Genomic DNA, 19152 nt, shown 5'->3' on the forward strand with positions numbered 1-19152 from the left:
AATAAAAAAAGATGTCCACATGAACATCTTGATACAAGTAGCAGTTCTAACTGCTTAATGACACTTTAAGTTTTTTTAGGCCAAAAATAAAACGTTAATGAATATAAGAAGTCCAACATGATGATAAAAAGCCAGATGTTTATCACATCGGTTAAGCCTTTACTATTATGGCTGTTGTCAATGAACAAAACCGCCAAAACAAGTAAGATTGACCCTAAACAGAAGGCATATAAATGACGTACGGACTGCTTTAATTTATATTTGGCCAGTGGTTTACCGGTTAATGTTTTAGTAGGGCTCAGTTCTTTTTGGTCGGCTGGTTTGAATTTGTTATCAATCCAAGCGAGTAGTGAAGGCCCGCAACACAGGGCAACACCAATAAAAACAGCAGAGAGGCCATGATAAATGGTAGCAAAGGTGCCGTTTTTAATGTTTAAGGCCGTTGCATATAAGAGCACTGCATCGATGGCGACAGCAACATACAAAACGATGCTGCTGGCACGTTGCTTTTTAAAGAGGTAACGTGTAATAAAACCAGCAAACAGGACAAACCAAAAAGCAATTTGTGAAAAGAAGATAAACCAAAATGTAAAATTCATGCAAAGACTCCCTTGATTAAGTTGTATAGTAAAAACAGTATAGCATTTATTGGTGCTAACTGCTAAGCACAAGGTAGGTAAGTAACGCGTTAGTCAGTTGTTTTTACTTTGCGAGGGACGAATAAAACAATCACAAAGGCAATCAAGGCTAAAATAAACATACACATGTACGTATCGCTAGCACCACTAATTTGAGCGAATTGAGCAGGGAGGTGAGCGGTTGTTTGCATCGTATAAATAGTAATGACGACGGCTGTACCAATGGCACCTGCCACTTGTCGCACTGTGTTGTTCACCGCTGAACCATGTGAACCGAGTTCGATCGGTAAGGTGTTGAGGGCAGCAGTATTAAGCGGCATACTAATGAAGCTAAGGCCAATCCGTAAAATAACAGTACGAATAATAATGTAAATGAAGCTTGTCGTTACACTTAAATCAGTCACCATCCACATCGACAAGGCGATGAGTAAGGTACCAATCATAAACAGTGGTTTGGCACCGACCTTGTCATAGAGACGCCCTGTTACAGGTGAGAGGCAGGCGTTAATAATTGCACCAGGGAGCAAGAGTAAGCCGGCTTGTAAGGCAGTAGCGCCACGACCTGTTTGCAAATACATTGGTAATAAAATTAAATCAGCATACATTAGAATAGTAATCGCGACATTAATAATCGTTGTCATGCTGTACATTTTATACTTAAAAACGTTCAAGTTGAGCAATGGCTCTGACGACTGCAGTTGACGAAGGCAAAAGAACACAGTCACAATCAAGCCGATGCTAATCGCGCCTAATACAAGGCTATCACTCCAACCACGGCTACCAGCACTACTAAAACCAAATAAAACGAGGCCGAAACCGATGGTCGATAGGAGCACGCTAGTGATGTCCAATTTAGCTGCGGTTGTTTCTCCAACGTTAAAAAGGTATTTAACAGCTAAAGCGATAATAAGGAGTGAAATGGGAATCATGCCGATGAACAACCAACGCCATGAAACGTAATCAATCACAAAGCCAGCGAGTGTCGGTGCAATTGCTGGGGCAAAAATAATTGCAAAGCCGATTTTCCCCATAACAGCTCCCCGTTCATTTTGGGGATACAATTACAGGATGACGGTCATCATGAGCGGTAAAATAATCCCAGCGCCAGCCGCTTGCACCATTCGTCCTGTCAGCAACATACCGAAATTAACAGCAACGGCACTAATAACGGAACCAAGAAACAAGAAAAACATGGAGGTGATGAATAATTGGCGGGTCGAAAAACGTTTCATTAAAAAGGCCGTCAAAGGGACTAAAATACCATTCACAAGCATAAAACCAGTAGCTAACCATTGAATCGTGGCAGCCTTTACTTCGAAAATACGCATGAGGTCGGTTAAGGCCACATTGAGCAACGTTTGGTTAAGGGTCGAGAAGAAACAACCAATAATCATAATGAAAAGTAACATTTTTTTAGTGCGTAAGGGGATATCGTTTGTCATTGTCAAACTCCTTCAGTTATACTATTTTATAGACAATGTGTCTACGAAATAGTATAAAGAAAAAAAAGGCTAATGCTAGCAACGATTTTGTGGCAAATGTAGAGTAAGCAACATCATCGAGCAAACTGTCGATGAAATAAACAAAGATAGACAGGTGGTCTTTAAATGACGAGAAAATCAGATCCGCGGGCATTGCGCACAAAGGCAATGCTAAAAAAGGTAGTGATTAGCTTATTACAAACAGGTACTTCGGTTGAAAAGTTAACGATTCAACAAGTAGCGACCGCAGCAGGACTTAATCGGACGACCTTTTATTTACACTATGAAGATATTCAGGCATTAGTCAGCTCATTGATGAAGGAGATACTGGCTGAAATAGATACAAAAATCGCTAAAATCATTGAACTAGAAGGGTTATCACGGCAAGAACGACTCGAACAGTTGCTTGATTATTTACATACACAACGTCATTATTTGTTTGTGCTGTTTCAAACCGAACAGTTTGAAAGCCAACTGTTTAATGCGATGAAAACGATTATTAGCATTCGTCGCGACCAACTCGAAACACCAACAGCTAACAGCTTTGTCGATATCGATATTAAGACAGCCTCCCTCGTCGGGATTATTATGTGGTGGCTAAAAGCAGGGTTACAGTATAGCTCAGCCTATATTGCAGCTGAGATTGAAAAAATGTATCGTTGACAAATAAAAGTGAAAGCAAACAGCTTGGAAGAGAAATGAAGGCGATTATTTCACGTCGCGACTATTCCTTTATGTTCAAAATAAAACGCATCACTCATTTTAGATAATGAGTGTTTTTTTATGTAATTGAATATCTTTAAAAAATAGTGTAGAATAAAAAGCGAACAAACGTTCTGTTTTTGGAGGTGTAAGGATGATCTATAATGATCGAAAAATGTTGAAGTGGCAAGGTTTCTTTTTAAGCGAACATAATGAGGCGTTAGCGCACATCCGCAAACAACAGCCCATCAACGTCAAAGAACAACAAACAAGTGAAGTCATCAGTCAACAATTAGAACGCAGTTGGCTCAGTTATCAGCCCGTGCGGATTCAATCAAACATAAGAATCAATGGTGCCTATCAATCAGCTATTTGTGGTCAAGTGATTGGTTTTAATGGCGATCTAATCTATTTGGTAAGTGGAGCCAATCAGTACGTCATCAACAGTGACGATATTTGGCACGTTGAACAATTAGAAGCGGAGGATACGGTAAATGGTAGCGATTGACTACAGCAAGCTCCCGAAGCGCGATGTGATGTGTATTGACTGTAAATCGTTTTTTGCGAGTGTCGAAAGCGTGCGTAGAGGTTTGCATCCGCTCGAAAGTCTGCTGGTGGTAATGAGTCGAGGTGATACCAATGGAGGCCTTGTGCTAGCGGCTTCACCTCGGGCAAAGGCTGAATACGGCATTAAAACAGGCACACGCAAGTTTGAACTGAAGCCAGACTGGCCGCTTATTATTGTTGAACCGCAGATGGCGGACTACATTAAAATGAATCTACGGGTCAATGCGATTTTTAAGCGCTTCACCGATGATGCCAACTGGTTTCCTTATAGTATTGATGAAAGCTTCATCGATGTGACAGCCTCACATCGTTTATTTGGGACAACCGAAACAATCGCTCATGCGATTCAGACCGCTGTGTACGAAGAACTGGGTCTCGTGGTGTGTGTCGGAATGGGTGATAATCCCCTGTTGGCAAAACTAGCGTTGGATAATGAAGCCAAAGAAAACGAGCCTTACCGTGCGTATTGGGGTTATCAGCATGTCGAAAACATCAGACGGATACAGCCGTTAACGGCGATGTGGGGTATTGGTGCTCGCACCGCAAAAAACCTTAAACAGATGGGAATATTCACCATCGCTAGCTTAGTAGAAGCAGATGTACGACAGTTGCGCAAAAAACTCGGTATAATGGGTGAACAGCTGTACTATCATGCCCACGGGATTGATTACTCGATTTTGAGTGAACGGGTAGCTCCAATCGACAAAAGTTATGGCACCTCACAAATTTTAACGCGTGATTACAATCGAGCAGCGGAGATACAAATTGTTATTCGTGAAATGATCGAAAAAGTAGCGGCGCGCTTGCGCAGTCATCACGTCACGAGTTCCGTCATGCAGCTGAGTATTTCTTATTCAAAACACAGTGACGTCGTAGGCTTTCATGTGCAGCAAACGATGGTGGCAACAAATCGCACAAAGGTTTTGAAAGAAGTGGCATTAAGTTTATTTAAACAACATTATCAGCAAGGTCCAGTACGGCGGATTGCTGTGACTTGTGGCAAGGTGAGTCGCACACAGGTCGAACAACTCGATTTGTTTGAGCCAGTCAATGACTTATTAAAAGATACAAGACTAGAAAAAACAATTGATGGTATTCAAGCAAAATATGGCTACCAAGCCTTAATGCATGCCAGCAGTTTGGCAGAAGGCGCAACTGCGCTTAAACGCTCGCGTTTAGTTGGTGGGCATTAACTAAAGGGGGGACGAATGATGCAAACATATACGATTAGAGAGATAACTTTTAAACTACGATACACCGATTTACCTGGAACCGAAACGCCGATTGTTTTCATACACGGTTTAGGATGTACCGGCTCATTTGATTACCCAAAAGTCGCACAGACTCCCTGTCTCAGTGAACATCGCCGCATTATGATTGATCTACTAGGAGCTGGTTATAGTGATAAACCACTAAATTTTGCTTATGCCATCGAGGCGCATGCGCAGTATTTAATTGATTTCATCACGGATATGCAATTGGGACCAGTCATTTTATATGGTCATAGTTTAGGTGGGGCGATTGCATTTACTATGATCGATTTAGCCCCTGATAGCTGTCGTCAGCTGATTCTAGCAGAGCCGAATTTAGATAGCGGTGGCGGTGAAACAACCGTGGTTATTGCGGCTATGACGGAAGGTGCCTTTATAACGAGTGGATTTGAGGCAGTGATACAAACCGCCCAATTAGCAGCAGATACAGTTGAACAAGATTGGGCGGCTAGTTTTACCACGTGGATACCGGTCGCCGCCTATCAGATCTCGCGAGCGGCTGTTGAGGGGCAGACCCCATCTTGGCATGACATCTTGTATGGTTATAGCGGCCCGAAAAGCTATCTGTTTGGGCCATTCAATGACCTTAGATAATCCCGCCGATTTAGCACGTGCCATTAAAGCATCGCTAAATGAAGTAACTGGACTTGACAAATAGGTGGAATCGCGGTAAGTTAGATTTAATTCATAGTAGTTCACTAAGGATTAAAAAACGGTAAGCCAATGTGCTTAAGGGGGAAAGTCAAAATGAAAAAGTTTTTTGTAGGAACGCTGATTGCAATCTTTGCGGTGGTTTTAGCAGCTTGCGGTAGTGCAACTAAAGAAACAAGCAACAAAGAATCAGCGAAGAAAGACGGCTCAATCATTATTGGTGTAGCGGGTGAACCGAGTGTGCTAAATCCGAATTATGCCTCAGATCGTGTCACATTAACCATGCAACAAGCACTTTATGCACCACTCTTTTGGGAAATTGATGGCAAACCAGCGTTAGCAGATAGCCTAGTTGTCTCTGCTAGTAGCCTTGAATATACTGTAAAACTGAAAGAAAACTTAACATGGCATGATGGCAAACCATTAACAGCTGCGGATGTTGTCTTTACAGTGGAATCAACTTTAGATGAAAAACAACATTCACCTAATCGTAGTAAATTTGTCTTTGATGGCAAACCGTTGAAAGTCGAGGCGCTTGATCAGACAACAGTTAAATTCACTTTACCAACAGCAGCGCCAGCTTTCACCGAAACATTGAATACCTTTTATCCTATCCCAGAGCATCTGTTTGCGGGTGTGGCTAATATTGAAAAAAGCGATAAAAATAAAAAACCAGTCGGTTCAGGTGCATTTGCCTTTGTTGAATATAAAACAGGCGAATACGTTTCATTGAAACGATTTGATAACTATTTTGATGGCAAAGCGAAGCTGGCTAAATTGACGTTTCGCATTACAAAAGATCAAAATGCCGCCAATCTTGCATTACAAAATGGTGAAATTAATTTAAAAGCGATTCAACCGGCTGATCGTGATTCGATTGAACTCGCGAGTGATGTTGAAATTATTACGTATCCCGAAAATCGTTTAAGCTACATTGCGTTTAATCAAAATCAAACCGCTCTAAAATCAAAAGAATTACGTCAAGCATTATCCTATGCACTTGATCGAAAAAGTTTAATTAACTCGGCTTACGGTTCAGCTGACTATGCGAAACCGGCAAGTTCGTTCTTAACTGAGAACACAAAGTATTTCACAGATAAAGTCGAAACATACGATAATGACATCAAAAAAGCCCGGGATCTCGTTGCTCAAAGTGGCTACGAAGAAGGAACTAAATTAACTGTTTATTACTCGAACAATAGCAAATCACAAGAGAGTATGGCTCTATACATTCAAGAACAGTACAAAAAAATTGGTGTCACACTTGAATTGAAACCAACGGATCCAAATGCCTTAAGTACGATTACCTTAGATCGCGACAATAAGGATTACTCACTTGCGCTTAATGGTTATATTATGGGTAATGATCCGGATGCCTACACAAGCTTATTCTTAAGTGACTCACCATACAACTACAGCAACAACCATGACAAAACACTAGATGAACTGTTTACAAAAGGGGCCGTAACGAGTGATGACAAAGTCCGTCAAGCTATTTATGAAGACGTGCAGTCAAACATTGCCAACAACGCTGTTATTTACCCGATTTCATACGATAATGCCGTATTGGCGTTAGACAAGAGTTTCAAAGGTGTTGAGGCTGCTACACCGCAACCCGTATCAATGTTTAAAGATTTTTCTAAATTAGAACGTGCTAAATAATTAACCGTCAGCAAGGACTGGTCGCCCACTCGTTGGTGACCAGTTTTTATTTTGTGTATCGAAAGGAGTCAAATCATGCGCACAACGATTGTTAAACGACTTTTACAGATGATTCCGATGTTAGTGGTGATTTCTATTATTTCATTTGCCCTCATTAAATTAGCACCAGGGGATCCAATCAATTCATTCGTGACACCAGATATGAATCCGACGGATGTCGAACGGATTCGTCAAAGTCTCGGTCTTGATCAACCGCTTTATATTCAATATTTCCGCTGGTTAGTCAATCTCTGCCAAGGAAACTTAGGCTACTCAATTATTAACAGCCAACCAGTACTCGAACAAATCATTGAACGGATTCCTGCCACACTCGGTTTGATGGGAACGTCATTAGTACTGACCTTAATATTAGCGATTCCGCTTGGCTTGATCGCTGCCGCTTACGAAAATACTTGGATTGATAAAATACTGAATGGTTTATCATATGTTGGGATTTCAATTCCAGTTTTTTGGTTTGGTATGCTCTTGATTAATTTCTTTTCGATTAAGCTAGGATGGTTTCCTAGCCTTGGTATGCGTACGATTGGTGAAAACTCCTTTAAAGATATGGTGTGGCATGCTGTTCTGCCAGTGGTTACCTTGACTTTTCAAGGCTGCGCCTCGTATTACCGTTATGTACGGAGTAACACCATCAACCAATTGAAAGAAGATTATGTCTTGTTCGGCTATGCCAAAGGACTATCAAAGTTGCGTGTGCTTGCATACCATGTATTGAAAAATGCGTTGTTACCCGTTATTACGCTTCTCGGTATGTCATTGCCGCAAATTATTAGTGGCGCTTTTATTACTGAAAGTATTTTTTCGTGGCCAGGAATGGGGAGTTTAGGCATCAATGCCATCTTCCAATTAGATTACCCTGTTATTATGGCAATCACCCTTTTTTCGGCGTTGTTATTAATTATTGGTAATCTGTTAGCCGATATTGCCTATACGATTATTGATCCACGAATTAGCGGAAAGGAGTGAGTGAATGTCAGGCTTTGAATTTATTAAAAAACATAATGAAGGCTTTTTAAAAGAAGCTGGTGATGTTCAAGTAGTACGTCATAGCAGCACATGGCGCTATTTGTTACATGATAAACGGGCTGTGTTTGCACTCTCGGTGTTAGTTATTTTAACGGTGGCATCATTGCTTGCTTTTGTATCACCTTATGATCAAAATGCACTGTCAGCGACGGAACGTTTAATGCCTCCCAGTGCGAGTCACTGGTTTGGGACCGATGATCATGGCCGCGATTATTTAACACGGGTCTTATATGGCGGTCGTATTTCGATGACTGTTGGTTTATTATCGATGGTTATTGCGATTGTTGTAGGGACGCTGGCCGGCACAATTAGTGGCTACTTTGGCGGCGTGATTGATAATTTGATGATGCGCTTTTTGGATATTTTTATGTCGATTCCATCGTTCTTTTTATTGATGATTTTAAATGCGTATTTAAAACCGGGCATCGCTAATATTATTATTATCATCGGTCTGCTTTCGTGGATGGACGTGGCTCGGATTGTGCGGGCGGAAACCTTAACGTTAAAAGGGCGTGAATTTGTCTTGTATGCGAAGTCATCGGGTGCAAATGTGATGCGTATTATTGTTAAGCATATTATTCCCAATGCGCTGCCATCTATTGTAGTAGCGGCCTCACTTAATATCGCCGGTGCGATTTTGACGGAATCGGCTTTGAGTTTTTTAGGGCTCGGAGTGCAACAACCCAACGCTTCATGGGGAAGTATGCTTAATAATGCGCAAGGGTTTATGGCGAATGCCTCTTATTTAGCGCTGTTTCCCGGGTTATTTATTTTATTGACGATTTTAGCTTTTAATATTTTAGGTGATGTCTTTCGAAAGGCAATGAGTCGCTAAAAGAAAAATGGACAGTGAGTCTAACAACTCACTGTCCGTTCCAGACTGAAGATAAACGCTGTTCTAGGTCGTCAATGCCTCGCCTTATCGGAGTCGAGTACCATCTGTACACTCACCTCTAAGGCTCGTGTTTCCTACTAGAACGAAAGTAAAATCAGCTCGTTCAACTTTAAAGATATTGGAATGGAAAAGAAGAGCGACTATTTCCCGTCGCTACTTTTCCATGAAATATCATAGAAGTTAGCTGATTAAACGAGAGGATATAACAACATTTCTATTCAGTCTTATCATCTCGTACACAAAGTCACTGTAATAGCATTACAAAGAAAATGAAGTCTGTTTAGACTTTGTCTACAATCTGAAACGGAAAGTGAGTCTAACAACTCACTTTCCGTTCTTTTTAAAAGGATGTGTATGGAGTTCGTCGACGAGTTGTTTCGTTTGTTGCGCTGTTTGAGCGCCTTTTTTCGTAATCATAAAGGTCGACATTAATGGTAACTTTTCATTTAAATCTACAACCGCTAACGATTGTGACTCTAACTCGGACGCGATGGTTGCTTCGGGTAATATAGCAATGCCTTTGCGTTCGATAATAAAGTGTTTGATTTCTTCTATCGATGAGGCCTCGTGATTTTGTGCGAATTCCAGATGATAGTTGTTAGCAATCGTTTTAAAAAGGCGGTAATAAGCCTCATGTTTATCACAAAAAAGAAAGGTTTCTTTTTGAAGTTGATGGAAGCGAATGTTTTGAGCACCTGCTAATGAGGCGCTTGGTGCACAAACGAGAACGATTTTTTCGCTAAGAATTTTATCGGCTGATAAATGTTCGCTTTTTACAGTGATATCAGTGAAAATAGCGTTATCGATAGTGCCATTTTCTAGTTGTTTTTCAAGTTCTAACGGAGAGCCGATTTCTTTAAAGGTAATCGGTAACTCTGACATGTCTTTCGTAACATTTGCCATGATTTGTGGTAGGCGATAGAGGCATTGGGTTACCGAACCAGCAATGACTAATGGCTGATTGACTGATTGAGCTGAAATCAAAATTCGTGTAAAGGGTTCGACTGTCTCATAAAAGGTTAAGCCGCTATCCGATAGGCGGATACTGCCCATATTATATTCAAACAGCTCAAATCCAATTTTTTTTTCGAGTTGTTTTATCGCAGGTGCATATTCAGAAATAATCTCTTTTTGATAGTAATCTCCAAATTGACGTAAATGTTGTACCGTTTTAGTAAAATGAATTAGTTCCTTTGTATTCATTTGGGATCCCCTTCCCGGTGTTTAAATAGTAGTTAGTGTTACTACCGATAGTTAATGATAGGCTAAAAGCGAACTATCGTCAACCAACTTGCGGTAGTGCATTAAAGAAGAAAGTTAGAATTAACAGTGGTTAATCTCTCTCGTGATGCTCTAATGGGAAACAAGCTTTAGTTAAGATAGCGCAAAAGTAAATAATACGTTATAATTTAGTTTTATAAAGGAGGAATGCAAGCGATGCAAAACAGACGAAATAAAACCTTACGCTTAGCCTTATTAGGTGTCTTAACAGCGATTATTATTATACAAACCTTTGTACCGTTTTTAGGTTATATTCCATTGGGTGTCTTAAACGTGACGATCATCCCTGTGACCATCATTATTGCGGCGGTCGTCTTAGGACCAAAAGACGGAGCAATTGTTGGTGGGGTTTGGGGCATGATTGTCTTTATTAGAGCCTATGTCGCACCGACGAGTCCGCTTGCGCCATTAGTATTCGTCAATCCGATAATTTCGGTACTGCCGCGTATTTTAATTGGCTTATTAGCAGGTTATGCTTATATGGCCTTTACCAAGCTAAAGCTGAATCAATCGCTCTCATTAGCTATTTCAGCCATTATTGGTTCAGCTGTCAACACGATTCTTGTGTTGGGACTCATTTTTATCTTCTACAAAGAAGTGTATGCCGATTTCATCAAACTGGATGTTGATCAAGTATTAGGTGCTTTGATGGTAATTATCAGTACGAACGGTGTGCTCGAAGCTGTTTTCGCGGCAATCGTGGTACCAATTATCGCACGACCATTGCTTGCGCGTTGGAAAAAATAAAGGTGTCTTTTTTAGGAATAATAACCGTTTGAAACAGTTGCGATCTAAGTAACTGTTTTTTTTGCTTGCATTTTATACCCCCAAGGGTATAATTAAGAAGTTGAGTCAATTCAGTTCATGTAAAGAAAGAGGAGAATAAAACATGCGTTATGTAATTGTTGGCGGTGTGGCTGGTGGAATGTCGGCGGCAACCCGTTTACGTCGTTTGGATGAAACGGCTGAAATTATTATTATCGATAAGGGGGCTTACGTTTCGTTTGCCAATTGTGGATTACCTTATTATGTCGCTGGTGAAATAACAGAACGAGCGGATTTACTCGTGCAAACACCAGCGAAATTAAAGGCCCGTTTCAACTTAGATGTTCGGGTTAACAGTGAAGTCGTTGGGATTCAATCGTATCAAAAGTCGTTGACCGTTAAAACAGCGACGGAGGAATATCAGTTAAGCTATGATAAGTTGTTATTGTCACCGGGAGGTCAAGCAACCATACCACCACTATCAGGTTTAAGTAATCTGCCGTCATATACGATGCGATCGGTAGCGGACGTCGATGCAGTGACGGCTTTTATCGAACGGGAGCAGCCTCAAACAATTGCTGTGATAGGGGGTGGCTACATCGGCTTAGAGATGAGTGAAAGTTTAACGAATCGTGGCATTAAGGTTCACTTGATTAACCGCAGTGCGCACGTATTGAACACAGTCGATGAAGAAATGGCGGTGTTTGTTGAACAAGAATTACGTGAACAAGCGGTGGAACTGCATTTGAAAACGCAGATTACAGCCATTACCGCCGATCAAAAAGTGATTTTAAATGACGGACGTGTCATTGCTTGTGACGCTTTAATTATCGCGGCAGGTATTAAACCAGCGACGGGCTTTTTGGAAAAAACACCGATTGCACTCGGTAAAGATGGCGGTATCATTGTTAATGAACAGTTTGAAACCACGGTGACGGATATTTTTGCGGTTGGTGATGCGATTTTAGTACCGCAACTAATTTCTAAAGAAGCGTCGTTGCTCGCCTTAGCTTCACCAGCTAACCGTCAAGGACGCTTTGTGGCGGATGTGATGAGTGGGTTATCGCGATCGTTTAAAGGGACGCTTGGCACGTCAATTGTACGGGTGTTTTCACAAACCGTTGCAGCGACAGGTTTAAATGAGAGTGACTTAAAACGTTTAGGCTATCACTATCAGGTGTTACATGTGATGGGCAAAAATCATGCTGGTTATTATCCGCATGCAACGGGTATTTTACTAAAAGTTCTATTTAATAAGGATGATGGCCAACTGTATGGTGCACAAGCAATTGGCCAAGCGGGTGTTGATAAACGAATTGATGTGTTAGCAACCGCAATTTATGCGAAGCTAACGATTGATCAATTACCAGAGTTAGAACTTAGTTATGCACCACCATTTGGCGTAGCAAAAGATGTTGTTAACATGGCGGGCTATGTGGGTATGAATATCAGTGAAGGACTTACTCAGCCCATTCAATGGCATGAACTGGCTGGGAAAGTAGCAGGTGGTGCTGTCTTAATTGATGTAAGAAGTGCTGCTGAGTTCGCTAAAGGTCATATTGTAGGTGCATTGAATCATCCGCTTGATGCGATCCGCGAACAGCCGTTGACAATTGCAAAGGAAACGACCTTGATCGTAAGTTGTCAAACGGGATTACGCAGCTATATCGCAGAACGTCTATTAACACAACAGGGATATACGGTTTATAACTTGGATGGTGCGTATCATTTATACGCCCAAATACAATCAGAAAAGGTGGAATACAAATGAAAGCAACAACAATGGCAGAATTCGAACAAACATTAAAAACAAGCGAGGTCGTTGTCTTAGATGTACGTGAAGACGATGAATTTGCCAACGGGCATATCGAAGGGGCTCAGTCATTACCCTTATCTGTTCTTAGTGAAAATTTAGCCGAGCTAAACAAAGACACAGCCTATCACGTTATTTGTCTTGCAGGCGGTCGTTCGGCCCGTGCTTGTGAGTTGTTAGACAAAGAAGGTTTTGAAGTGACAAATGTACTCGGTGGTATGTCAGCTTGGCGTGGAGAAACGGTCAGTGAATAAATACGATGTTAAAATAAGTAACCGTTTGAAACGAACAGAGGGCCAATTAAAAGGGATTTTGAAAATGATTGCCGACGAAAAAGAGTGTAAGGATGTCGTGACACAATTATCGGCGGTTCGTTCGAGTATTGACCGTGTGATGGGACTGATCGTTGCTGAAAATTTAGTCGACTGTGTTAAAACTGATATGTCGACGGGCATTAGCTCGGAAGAAAGCATTCAACAAGCGATTGATTTGCTTGTGAAGAGCCGTTAATTTTACAAAAAAGGAGCAAGCCATTTATTGGCTTGCTCCTTTCACGTTAGGCGATTAAATTTGACAAGAATCATCCGCACAATCGGCTGCATCAGGTACGAGTTTAACTGGTTGTTCTTCTTTTGCTTTAATTTGGGCAATCGCAGCTTTAAATTGCTCGATGGGTTGAGCACCAGATACGGCATACTTCTCGTTAAATAAGAAGTAAGGGACACCCGTGATTCCGAGGTCTTTTGCAGCTTGTTGATCAGCGCGTACGCTCTTTGTATAAGCGTCTGAGTTGAGTACAGCTTCGGCTTGTTCGGGAGCAATTCCAACAGCTTGGGCAAAACCAATTAAAGTGGCGTTGTCGTTTAAATAGGCACCTTTAGTAAAATAAGCGTCAAAAGCGATTTCATTTAATTGTTGTTCGACGCCCAGCTCGCGAGCAAGATGACTCAAACGATGCATTTTTAAGGTGTTCGTTGGTTTGATACTATCAAAATCATAATTCAAACCAACACTTTTTGCCATATTAATCACATTTGCATTCATCTTATCTGCTTCAGCAACAGAGACGTTATATTTTTCGGCGAGCATTTCACTCATGTTACCACGTAATTCAAGTGGAGCCGTTGGATCTAATTCATAACTATGATATACCACTTCAATTGAGTTGTCATCACCTACAGCATTTTCGAAGTTGCGTTTACCAATATAACAAAACGGACAAGCATAATCAGACCAAATTTCAACTTTCATCATTAACATCTCCTTTGTTTATAATAGTCACTTCCTAAAAGTAAGTCTACAAGGTAAATTGTAGCGGATTTTAATGAAAATGCAAGAATAAGGCTCAAAAAGGAGCTGTTACGAAGAAATGTCAAATTAATGAGTCAAAACATAAAAAAATAAGGGGAAACGGTTTACAAATGAGAGTGAACACTTTATGATATTGGTATAGACCCATTTAGTTGGTGGATGGAGGAGATTGAAATGATGAAAGTTATTAAAAATATTACCATTTATACGCACGAAGCGGTTATTACTAACGGCTATGTTCGATTTGATAAAACAATAAAGGCACTTGGTTCAATGGATGATTATATTGCTGTTGCAGATGAGGAAGTTATTAATGCTCCCAAAGGTGCTAAACTTATACCGGGTTTTATTGATGTGCATACACATGGTGGCTACTCATTTGATACAATGGATGCCGATTCAAGTAAATTAGAAGTGCAAATTAATTCGATGTTACAAGAAGGAATCACATCGATTTTTCCAACAACGATGACACAGTCGCCGGCTGCAATTGAGGCCGCTTTAGCGACAGTAGCAGAAACAGCGAAAAAAGTACCGCAAATTCAAGGGATTCATTTAGAGGGGCCTTATGTATCGGTTAAACATAAAGGTGCTCAGCCTGAACAATACATTAAGGCACCAGTGCTAGATGAATTCAAACGCTGGAATAAAGCCGCAAACAATTTGATTCGCTTAGTAACCTATGCGCCCGAGAATGATAATACCCGTGAATTTGAAGATTATTTAATTGCACATAACATCGTGCCTTCAATGGGCCATACCGATGCGACGCGTGAACAATTAGCGCCAAGTAAAGCCAGTCATGCAACGCATTTGTTTAATGCCTCACGTGGCTTGCATCATCGTGAAGCTGGGACCGTTGGACATGCCTTGCTCGAACGTAATATCATGGCGGAAATAATTGTCGATGGTGTTCATGTGACACCTGATATGGTCAAACTTGCATTCCAAATGAAGGGTGTCGATCATATTAGTGTGATTACGGATGCGATGCGTGCCAAAGGATTAGAAGATGGGGTGTCAGAACTTGGTGGCCAAACCGTTTACGTTAAAAATAAACAAGCGCGTCTCGAAGATGGTACATTAGCGGGGAGTGTCTTAACGATGGATGATGCTTTCCGTAACATGATTGAATTTACAGGCTGTTCATTTGAAGATGCCATCCAAATGACTTCGTACAACCAAGCAAAAGAATTTGGTTTAACACAAAAAGGCGATATTGTCGTAGGCAAAGATGCGGATTTCGTGTTATTTGATAAAAATATACAAGTGGCTGAAACCTATTCAATCGGACGCCGCTACCAATGGGAGGAAAAATAAGATGAACATTATTATTAGCAAAACAAAAGACGAGGCTTCAAAAAAAGTGTCAGAGTTATTTGCAAGCGATATTAACAGCGGTAACATCAAAACAGTTGGTTTAGCAACCGGGTCAACACCACTTGATTTTTACAAATATGTGCGTGAGGCACAACCTGATTGCAAAGCGATTACAACTGTTAACTTAGATGAGTATGTTGGTCTAGCGGCCGATCACGATCAAAGCTACAGTTACTTTATGCATGAGCATTTATTTAATGATGTTGCGTTTGCAAAACATTTTTTACCCGATGGCTTAGCAAAAGATTCAGCGGCCGAATGTGCGCGTTATGATGAGGTATTGGCAGAAAATCCAATCGATTGGCAGTTACTTGGTATTGGTGGAAACGGTCATATTGGCTTTAACGAACCGGGTGCATCATTCGAAGGAACTACGCAACGCGTGCAGTTAACAGAAGAGACCTTGGCAGCGAACGCACGCTTCTTTGACTCAATCGAAGAAGTGCCAACAGAAGCGTACTCAATGGGCATCGGTTCAATCCTAAATAGTAAAAAAATTGTGCTCCTCGCCTTTGGTGAAGAAAAAGCAGCGGCAATTAAAGCGATGATTGAGGGACCGATGACAAATGAAGTACCAGCAACAGCTTTACAAAATCATCCAAATGTAACTGTTTTCTTAGATGAAGCAGCGGCAAGTTTATTGACTAAATAATACATACAAAAAAGCGGTAGCCGGACAACTTTGTCCTAGGGCTACCGCTTTTTTTTGAGCAGAACGAGTGACCTCAACTATAATTTACCTGTAATGAATTGTGCTTCACCTTGACCAAAACTCCAATCAGCATCTGTATTTTCAACGAGAGCAAACATGACATCGTCTGTAGCGATGTCGCAGTGTAGCGCGAGTCGTGCTGTGATTAACTGATAGAGGTGTTGTTTTTGCTGTTGTGTCCGTTTATTGCTAATTATCGTTATCACAACGATGTTTTTAGTTCGTTTTAACCCGAGGCCAGTATCTTTGATTTTCAGTTCGTTCGCCGAGTGTTGATTGACAATCTGATACCGATCGGTAGATGGCACACCGAGCGCTTCGACCATTGCGTCATGCGTGACATCTAATAACTGCTCTATTTCTCTTTCTGTACGACCTTTCTGAATATCAAATTTAAATAAGGGCATCTTTTTTCCTCCTGTTAATATGTAATGGGTGAAGTGATAACTGTGATTTGATGTGCGTCGCAAAAATGTTGGTAGCCTGGTGGTAAAGGTTTATCGGTAATCAGTACATTAATCTCCTCAAAATCGGCATAGGTGAGTAAGGTCGCTTTGTTGAATTTAGAATAGTCCGCTAATAAATAGGTCGTGGTAGCCCGAGAAACGATAGTGCGCTTAATATCATATTCCATCAAGTCGGAATTGGTTAGTCCGTTTTCAATCGAAACGGCACTAGCAGCCATAAAAGCTTTGGTGATATTGTACTTGCTAATCATCCGTGTCATATTAAGGCCAACAAAGGAACGTGTTTCTGCTTTGTAGGTGTTGCCTACGAGTAATAAACGGATGTTTTGGAAGGTTGCCCCCACATTAATAATGTCCAAACTGTTCGTTAAAATAGTTAGCTGAATTGTAGGTGGCAGTTGCTCAATCAGACCAACTGTCGTTGTACCTGAATCGATAAAGATGAAATCGCCATCTTCAATCAAGCTGGCTGCCGTCGTTGCAATTGCCTCTTTACTGTCGTGATTGGTGATATGACGATGTTCAAATGTCACAAGTTCGCTATTTACGAGTGATTTCACACCGCCATATACTTTTTCAATCGTGCCATTCGCGATAATGAGGTTAATATCACGGCGGATTGTATTTTTAGAAACCTTAAAATGGGAGCATAATTCATCAAGTGAAACCGATTTTCTTTGTTGAATGTAATAGTTCAGAGCAACGAGTCGTTTAGCTCTCATTCGCAATCCTCCTTTCGCTCGTGACGATAATGTGACAACACTTCACCTAAAAGATAACACATTACCAAAAGTTTATCAACAGATTGTGAATAGGGAATGGGAACTCCTTTTAGATAGATTGCAAAAAGGGTTGTACAGGATATCCATTGACATTGTTATAAAAAGAATGTACGATGTATTCGAAAGGTTACCAAAAGATTACCAACTATGGAAGGAGGGTGCCGGTGTTAGTCGTTATGCTTCTAAAAAATGAAAGCGTTAACATAAAAAGTGAGGAGGAAATAATATGACTGAAATGCAAACACTCCAAAATTTCATTGGTGGTAAATGGGTAAACAGTAAAACCACTGAGTTCGAAAATGTTACCAACCCGGCAACAAAGGAAAAAATTGCACGGGTACCACTCTCAACGAAAGCCGACGTTGATTACGCAGTGGCGGTGGCGCAAACAGCTTTTGAACAATGGCGACAAGTGGCTGTCCCGAAACGGGCGCGGATTTTATTTAAGTACCAAAACCTAGTAGTGGCACATAAGGCTGAATTAGCGAAAATAATTACTAGCGAGAATGGTAAAAATTTAACAGAAGCTTTAGGAGAAGTCCAGCGAGGAATTGAAAATATCGAATTTGCTGCGGGCGCTCCCTCACTATCGATGGGTGATTCGTTAGCATCAATTGCCACCGATGTCGAAGCGACTAATTATCGTTATCCGATTGGTGTCGTTGCAGGGATCACACCGTTTAACTTTCCGATGATGGTACCATGTTGGATGTTCCCTATGGCAGTTGTGCTCGGAAATACGTTTGTCTTGAAGCCATCAGAAAAGACGCCGTTATTAACTGCTCGTTTAGTTGAGTTGTTTACGGAGGCGGGTTTACCTGATGGTGTGCTTAATATCGTCTATGGTGCACATGACGTCGTTAATCGTTTAGGAGAACATCCTGATGTTAAAGCGCTGTCGTTTGTTGGTTCAAAACCAGTCGGTGAGTATGTATACAAACTTGGTAGTAATAACCTGAAACGAGTACAAGCACTCACTGGAGCAAAAAATCATACGATTGTATTGCGCGATGCCGATTTACCAGAAGCAGTAAAAAACATTGTATCAGCTGCCTTTGGATCCGCTGGTGAGCGCTGCATGGCCTGTGCAGTTGTTGCTGTCGAAGCGAGCGTGGCTGATGCCTTTGTGACAGAGCTACAAAACCAAACAGCAGACATCACGATGGGTAATGGCATTGAGGACGGTATTTTCTTAGGACCAGTTATTAGTGCTGAGAGTAAAGCGCGGACCGAGAAATACATTGAAATCGGTATAGCTGAAGGTGCTGAACTTGTTCGTGATGGCCGTGGTGAAGGATCGGATGAAGGTTACTTTGTGGGACCGACCATCTTTGATAGAGTGACGCCGGCGATGACGATTTGGCAGGATGAAATTTTCGCCCCCGTCCTTTCAATCGTCCGTGTCGATGATTTGGAAGCCGGTATCGCCTTGGCGAATACATCAGAATTTGCAAATGGTGCGTGTTTGTTTACGAACAATGCAGCGGCAATCCGTTACTTCCGTGAAAAGATCGATGCCGGTATGTTGGGAATTAACCTTGGTGTACCAGCTCCGATGGCATTTTTCCCATTTTCTGGCTGGAAGTCCTCATTCTTTGGTACGTTGCATGCGAACGGTAAAGACAGTATCGACTTTTATACCCGTAAAAAAGTAGTGACAGCGCGATATCCAAAAGCATTTATTTAAA

At 41.2% G+C, this 19152-nt stretch carries 19 protein-coding genes and 1 pseudogene; 14 read left to right on the top strand and 6 right to left on the bottom strand.

Annotation, left to right across the window (positions count from 1 at the left end; all coding sequences use genetic code 11):
- Positions 1 to 65 precede the first annotated feature (65 nt).
- Positions 66 to 599, bottom strand: coding sequence for a hypothetical protein (locus ACJYYY_RS05110; RefSeq protein WP_408869194.1), 534 nt, complete (start codon positions 597 to 599; stop codon positions 66 to 68).
- An 89-nt stretch (positions 600 to 688) separates the two neighbouring features.
- Positions 689 to 2080: pseudogene (locus ACJYYY_RS05115) on the bottom strand (DHA2 family efflux MFS transporter permease subunit).
- A 165-nt stretch (positions 2081 to 2245) separates the two neighbouring features.
- Here ACJYYY_RS05115 and ACJYYY_RS05120 point away from each other — a divergent pair.
- From ACJYYY_RS05120 to ACJYYY_RS05150, 7 genes are all read left to right on the top strand, one after another.
- The gene (locus ACJYYY_RS05120) at positions 2246 to 2782 is read left to right on the top strand and encodes a TetR/AcrR family transcriptional regulator (protein WP_035315192.1); all 537 of its coding nucleotides are present in this window, start codon (positions 2246 to 2248) and stop codon (positions 2780 to 2782) included.
- A 193-nt stretch (positions 2783 to 2975) separates the two neighbouring features.
- Positions 2976 to 3329 (top strand): hypothetical protein, encoded by a 354-nt coding sequence (locus ACJYYY_RS05125; RefSeq protein ID WP_051457016.1) that lies wholly within the window; start codon positions 2976 to 2978, stop codon positions 3327 to 3329.
- A gap of 28 nt (positions 3330 to 3357) precedes the next feature.
- Positions 3358 to 4581: a Y-family DNA polymerase gene (locus ACJYYY_RS05130; protein WP_408869235.1), complete on the top strand. Its 1224-nt coding sequence runs from the start codon at positions 3358 to 3360 to the stop codon at positions 4579 to 4581.
- Between the two features lie 15 nt (positions 4582 to 4596).
- Positions 4597 to 5253: an alpha/beta fold hydrolase gene (locus ACJYYY_RS05135; RefSeq protein WP_084038770.1), complete on the top strand. Its 657-nt coding sequence runs from the start codon at positions 4597 to 4599 to the stop codon at positions 5251 to 5253.
- Positions 5254 to 5406: 153 nt separating this feature from the next.
- Positions 5407 to 6972 (top strand): ABC transporter substrate-binding protein, encoded by a 1566-nt coding sequence (locus ACJYYY_RS05140; RefSeq protein ID WP_035315191.1) that lies wholly within the window; start codon positions 5407 to 5409, stop codon positions 6970 to 6972.
- A gap of 75 nt (positions 6973 to 7047) precedes the next feature.
- A complete protein-coding gene (locus ACJYYY_RS05145) occupies positions 7048 to 7998 on the top strand; it encodes an ABC transporter permease (protein WP_035315189.1) in 951 nt (316 codons plus the stop codon).
- Between the two features lie 4 nt (positions 7999 to 8002).
- The gene (locus ACJYYY_RS05150; RefSeq protein WP_408869195.1) at positions 8003 to 8893 is read left to right on the top strand and encodes an ABC transporter permease; all 891 of its coding nucleotides are present in this window, start codon (positions 8003 to 8005) and stop codon (positions 8891 to 8893) included.
- 384 nt (positions 8894 to 9277) lie between these two features.
- On the opposite strand, the gene ACJYYY_RS05155 is transcribed toward ACJYYY_RS05150, so the two are convergent.
- On the bottom strand, positions 9278 to 10156 hold the full coding sequence (locus ACJYYY_RS05155) for a LysR family transcriptional regulator substrate-binding protein (protein WP_408869196.1): 879 nt from the start codon (positions 10154 to 10156) through the stop codon (positions 9278 to 9280).
- Positions 10157 to 10390: 234 nt separating this feature from the next.
- Between ACJYYY_RS05155 and ACJYYY_RS05160 the strand changes: the two genes are divergently transcribed.
- The 4 genes from ACJYYY_RS05160 (at position 10391) to ACJYYY_RS05175 (ending at position 13322) form a co-directional block, all read left to right on the top strand.
- The gene (locus tag ACJYYY_RS05160) at positions 10391 to 10981 is read left to right on the top strand and encodes an ECF transporter S component (RefSeq protein ID WP_035313124.1); all 591 of its coding nucleotides are present in this window, start codon (positions 10391 to 10393) and stop codon (positions 10979 to 10981) included.
- 142 nt (positions 10982 to 11123) lie between these two features.
- The gene (locus tag ACJYYY_RS05165; RefSeq protein ID WP_035313093.1) at positions 11124 to 12770 is read left to right on the top strand and encodes an FAD-dependent oxidoreductase; all 1647 of its coding nucleotides are present in this window, start codon (positions 11124 to 11126) and stop codon (positions 12768 to 12770) included.
- Positions 12767 to 13066, top strand: coding sequence for a rhodanese-like domain-containing protein (locus ACJYYY_RS05170; RefSeq protein WP_035313095.1), 300 nt, complete (start codon positions 12767 to 12769; stop codon positions 13064 to 13066). Before ACJYYY_RS05165 ends, ACJYYY_RS05170 begins: the two co-directional genes overlap by 4 nt.
- A complete protein-coding gene (locus ACJYYY_RS05175) occupies positions 13017 to 13322 on the top strand; it encodes a metal-sensitive transcriptional regulator (protein ID WP_051456790.1) in 306 nt (101 codons plus the stop codon). The genes ACJYYY_RS05170 and ACJYYY_RS05175 overlap by 50 nt, the downstream gene beginning before the upstream one ends.
- A 54-nt stretch (positions 13323 to 13376) precedes the next feature.
- Here ACJYYY_RS05175 and ACJYYY_RS05180 read toward each other — a convergent pair whose 3' ends face one another.
- Entirely contained in the window at positions 13377 to 14063 is a 687-nt protein-coding gene (locus tag ACJYYY_RS05180) for a DsbA family oxidoreductase (protein WP_035313098.1), read from the bottom strand.
- Between the two features lie 237 nt (positions 14064 to 14300).
- On the opposite strand from ACJYYY_RS05180, the gene nagA reads away from it, so the two are divergent.
- Entirely contained in the window at positions 14301 to 15443 is a 1143-nt protein-coding gene (nagA, locus tag ACJYYY_RS05185; RefSeq protein WP_408869197.1) for an N-acetylglucosamine-6-phosphate deacetylase, read from the top strand.
- Between the two features lies 1 nt (position 15444).
- A complete protein-coding gene (locus ACJYYY_RS05190) occupies positions 15445 to 16155 on the top strand; it encodes a glucosamine-6-phosphate deaminase (RefSeq protein ID WP_408869198.1) in 711 nt (236 codons plus the stop codon).
- Positions 16156 to 16232: 77 nt separating this feature from the next.
- Here the strand turns inward: ACJYYY_RS05190 and ACJYYY_RS05195 are convergent, their stop codons facing one another.
- On the bottom strand, positions 16233 to 16622 hold the full coding sequence (locus ACJYYY_RS05195; RefSeq protein ID WP_035313100.1) for a tautomerase family protein: 390 nt from the start codon (positions 16620 to 16622) through the stop codon (positions 16233 to 16235).
- Between the two features lie 14 nt (positions 16623 to 16636).
- Complete coding sequence (locus ACJYYY_RS05200) at positions 16637 to 17404, bottom strand: DeoR/GlpR family DNA-binding transcription regulator (protein WP_035313102.1); 768 nt, start codon at positions 17402 to 17404, stop codon at positions 16637 to 16639.
- A gap of 286 nt (positions 17405 to 17690) precedes the next feature.
- On the opposite strand from ACJYYY_RS05200, the gene ACJYYY_RS05205 reads away from it, so the two are divergent.
- Positions 17691 to 19151 carry a CoA-acylating methylmalonate-semialdehyde dehydrogenase gene (locus ACJYYY_RS05205; RefSeq protein WP_035313105.1) on the top strand — a complete coding sequence of 487 codons (1461 nt, stop codon included), beginning with the start codon at positions 17691 to 17693 and terminating at the stop codon, positions 19149 to 19151.
- Position 19152 lies beyond the last annotated feature (1 nt).

It is taken from the genome of Brochothrix campestris, from assembly GCF_046058945.1.
In the GTDB taxonomy this organism is placed as follows: Bacteria; Bacillota; Bacilli; order Lactobacillales; family Listeriaceae; genus Brochothrix; species Brochothrix campestris.

Coding starts and splice junctions, on each gene's coding strand:
- ACJYYY_RS05110 (WP_408869194.1), bottom strand. CDS start 599: ATGAATTTTACATTTTGGTTTATCTTCTTTTCACAAATTGCTTTTTGG.
- ACJYYY_RS05120 (WP_035315192.1), top strand. CDS start 2,246: ATGACGAGAAAATCAGATCCGCGGGCATTGCGCACAAAGGCAATGCTA.
- ACJYYY_RS05125 (WP_051457016.1), top strand. CDS start 2,976: ATGATCTATAATGATCGAAAAATGTTGAAGTGGCAAGGTTTCTTTTTA.
- ACJYYY_RS05130 (WP_408869235.1), top strand. CDS start 3,358: ATGTGTATTGACTGTAAATCGTTTTTTGCGAGTGTCGAAAGCGTGCGT.
- ACJYYY_RS05135 (WP_084038770.1), top strand. CDS start 4,597: ATGATGCAAACATATACGATTAGAGAGATAACTTTTAAACTACGATAC.
- ACJYYY_RS05140 (WP_035315191.1), top strand. CDS start 5,407: ATGAAAAAGTTTTTTGTAGGAACGCTGATTGCAATCTTTGCGGTGGTT.
- ACJYYY_RS05145 (WP_035315189.1), top strand. CDS start 7,048: ATGCGCACAACGATTGTTAAACGACTTTTACAGATGATTCCGATGTTA.
- ACJYYY_RS05150 (WP_408869195.1), top strand. CDS start 8,003: ATGTCAGGCTTTGAATTTATTAAAAAACATAATGAAGGCTTTTTAAAA.
- ACJYYY_RS05155 (WP_408869196.1), bottom strand. CDS start 10,156: ATGAATACAAAGGAACTAATTCATTTTACTAAAACGGTACAACATTTA.
- ACJYYY_RS05160 (WP_035313124.1), top strand. CDS start 10,391: ATGCAAAACAGACGAAATAAAACCTTACGCTTAGCCTTATTAGGTGTC.
- ACJYYY_RS05165 (WP_035313093.1), top strand. CDS start 11,124: ATGCGTTATGTAATTGTTGGCGGTGTGGCTGGTGGAATGTCGGCGGCA.
- ACJYYY_RS05170 (WP_035313095.1), top strand. CDS start 12,767: ATGAAAGCAACAACAATGGCAGAATTCGAACAAACATTAAAAACAAGC.
- ACJYYY_RS05175 (WP_051456790.1), top strand. CDS start 13,017: ATGTACTCGGTGGTATGTCAGCTTGGCGTGGAGAAACGGTCAGTGAAT.
- ACJYYY_RS05180 (WP_035313098.1), bottom strand. CDS start 14,063: ATGAAAGTTGAAATTTGGTCTGATTATGCTTGTCCGTTTTGTTATATT.
- nagA (WP_408869197.1), top strand. CDS start 14,301: ATGAAAGTTATTAAAAATATTACCATTTATACGCACGAAGCGGTTATT.
- ACJYYY_RS05190 (WP_408869198.1), top strand. CDS start 15,445: ATGAACATTATTATTAGCAAAACAAAAGACGAGGCTTCAAAAAAAGTG.
- ACJYYY_RS05195 (WP_035313100.1), bottom strand. CDS start 16,622: ATGCCCTTATTTAAATTTGATATTCAGAAAGGTCGTACAGAAAGAGAA.
- ACJYYY_RS05200 (WP_035313102.1), bottom strand. CDS start 17,404: ATGAGAGCTAAACGACTCGTTGCTCTGAACTATTACATTCAACAAAGA.
- ACJYYY_RS05205 (WP_035313105.1), top strand. CDS start 17,691: ATGACTGAAATGCAAACACTCCAAAATTTCATTGGTGGTAAATGGGTA.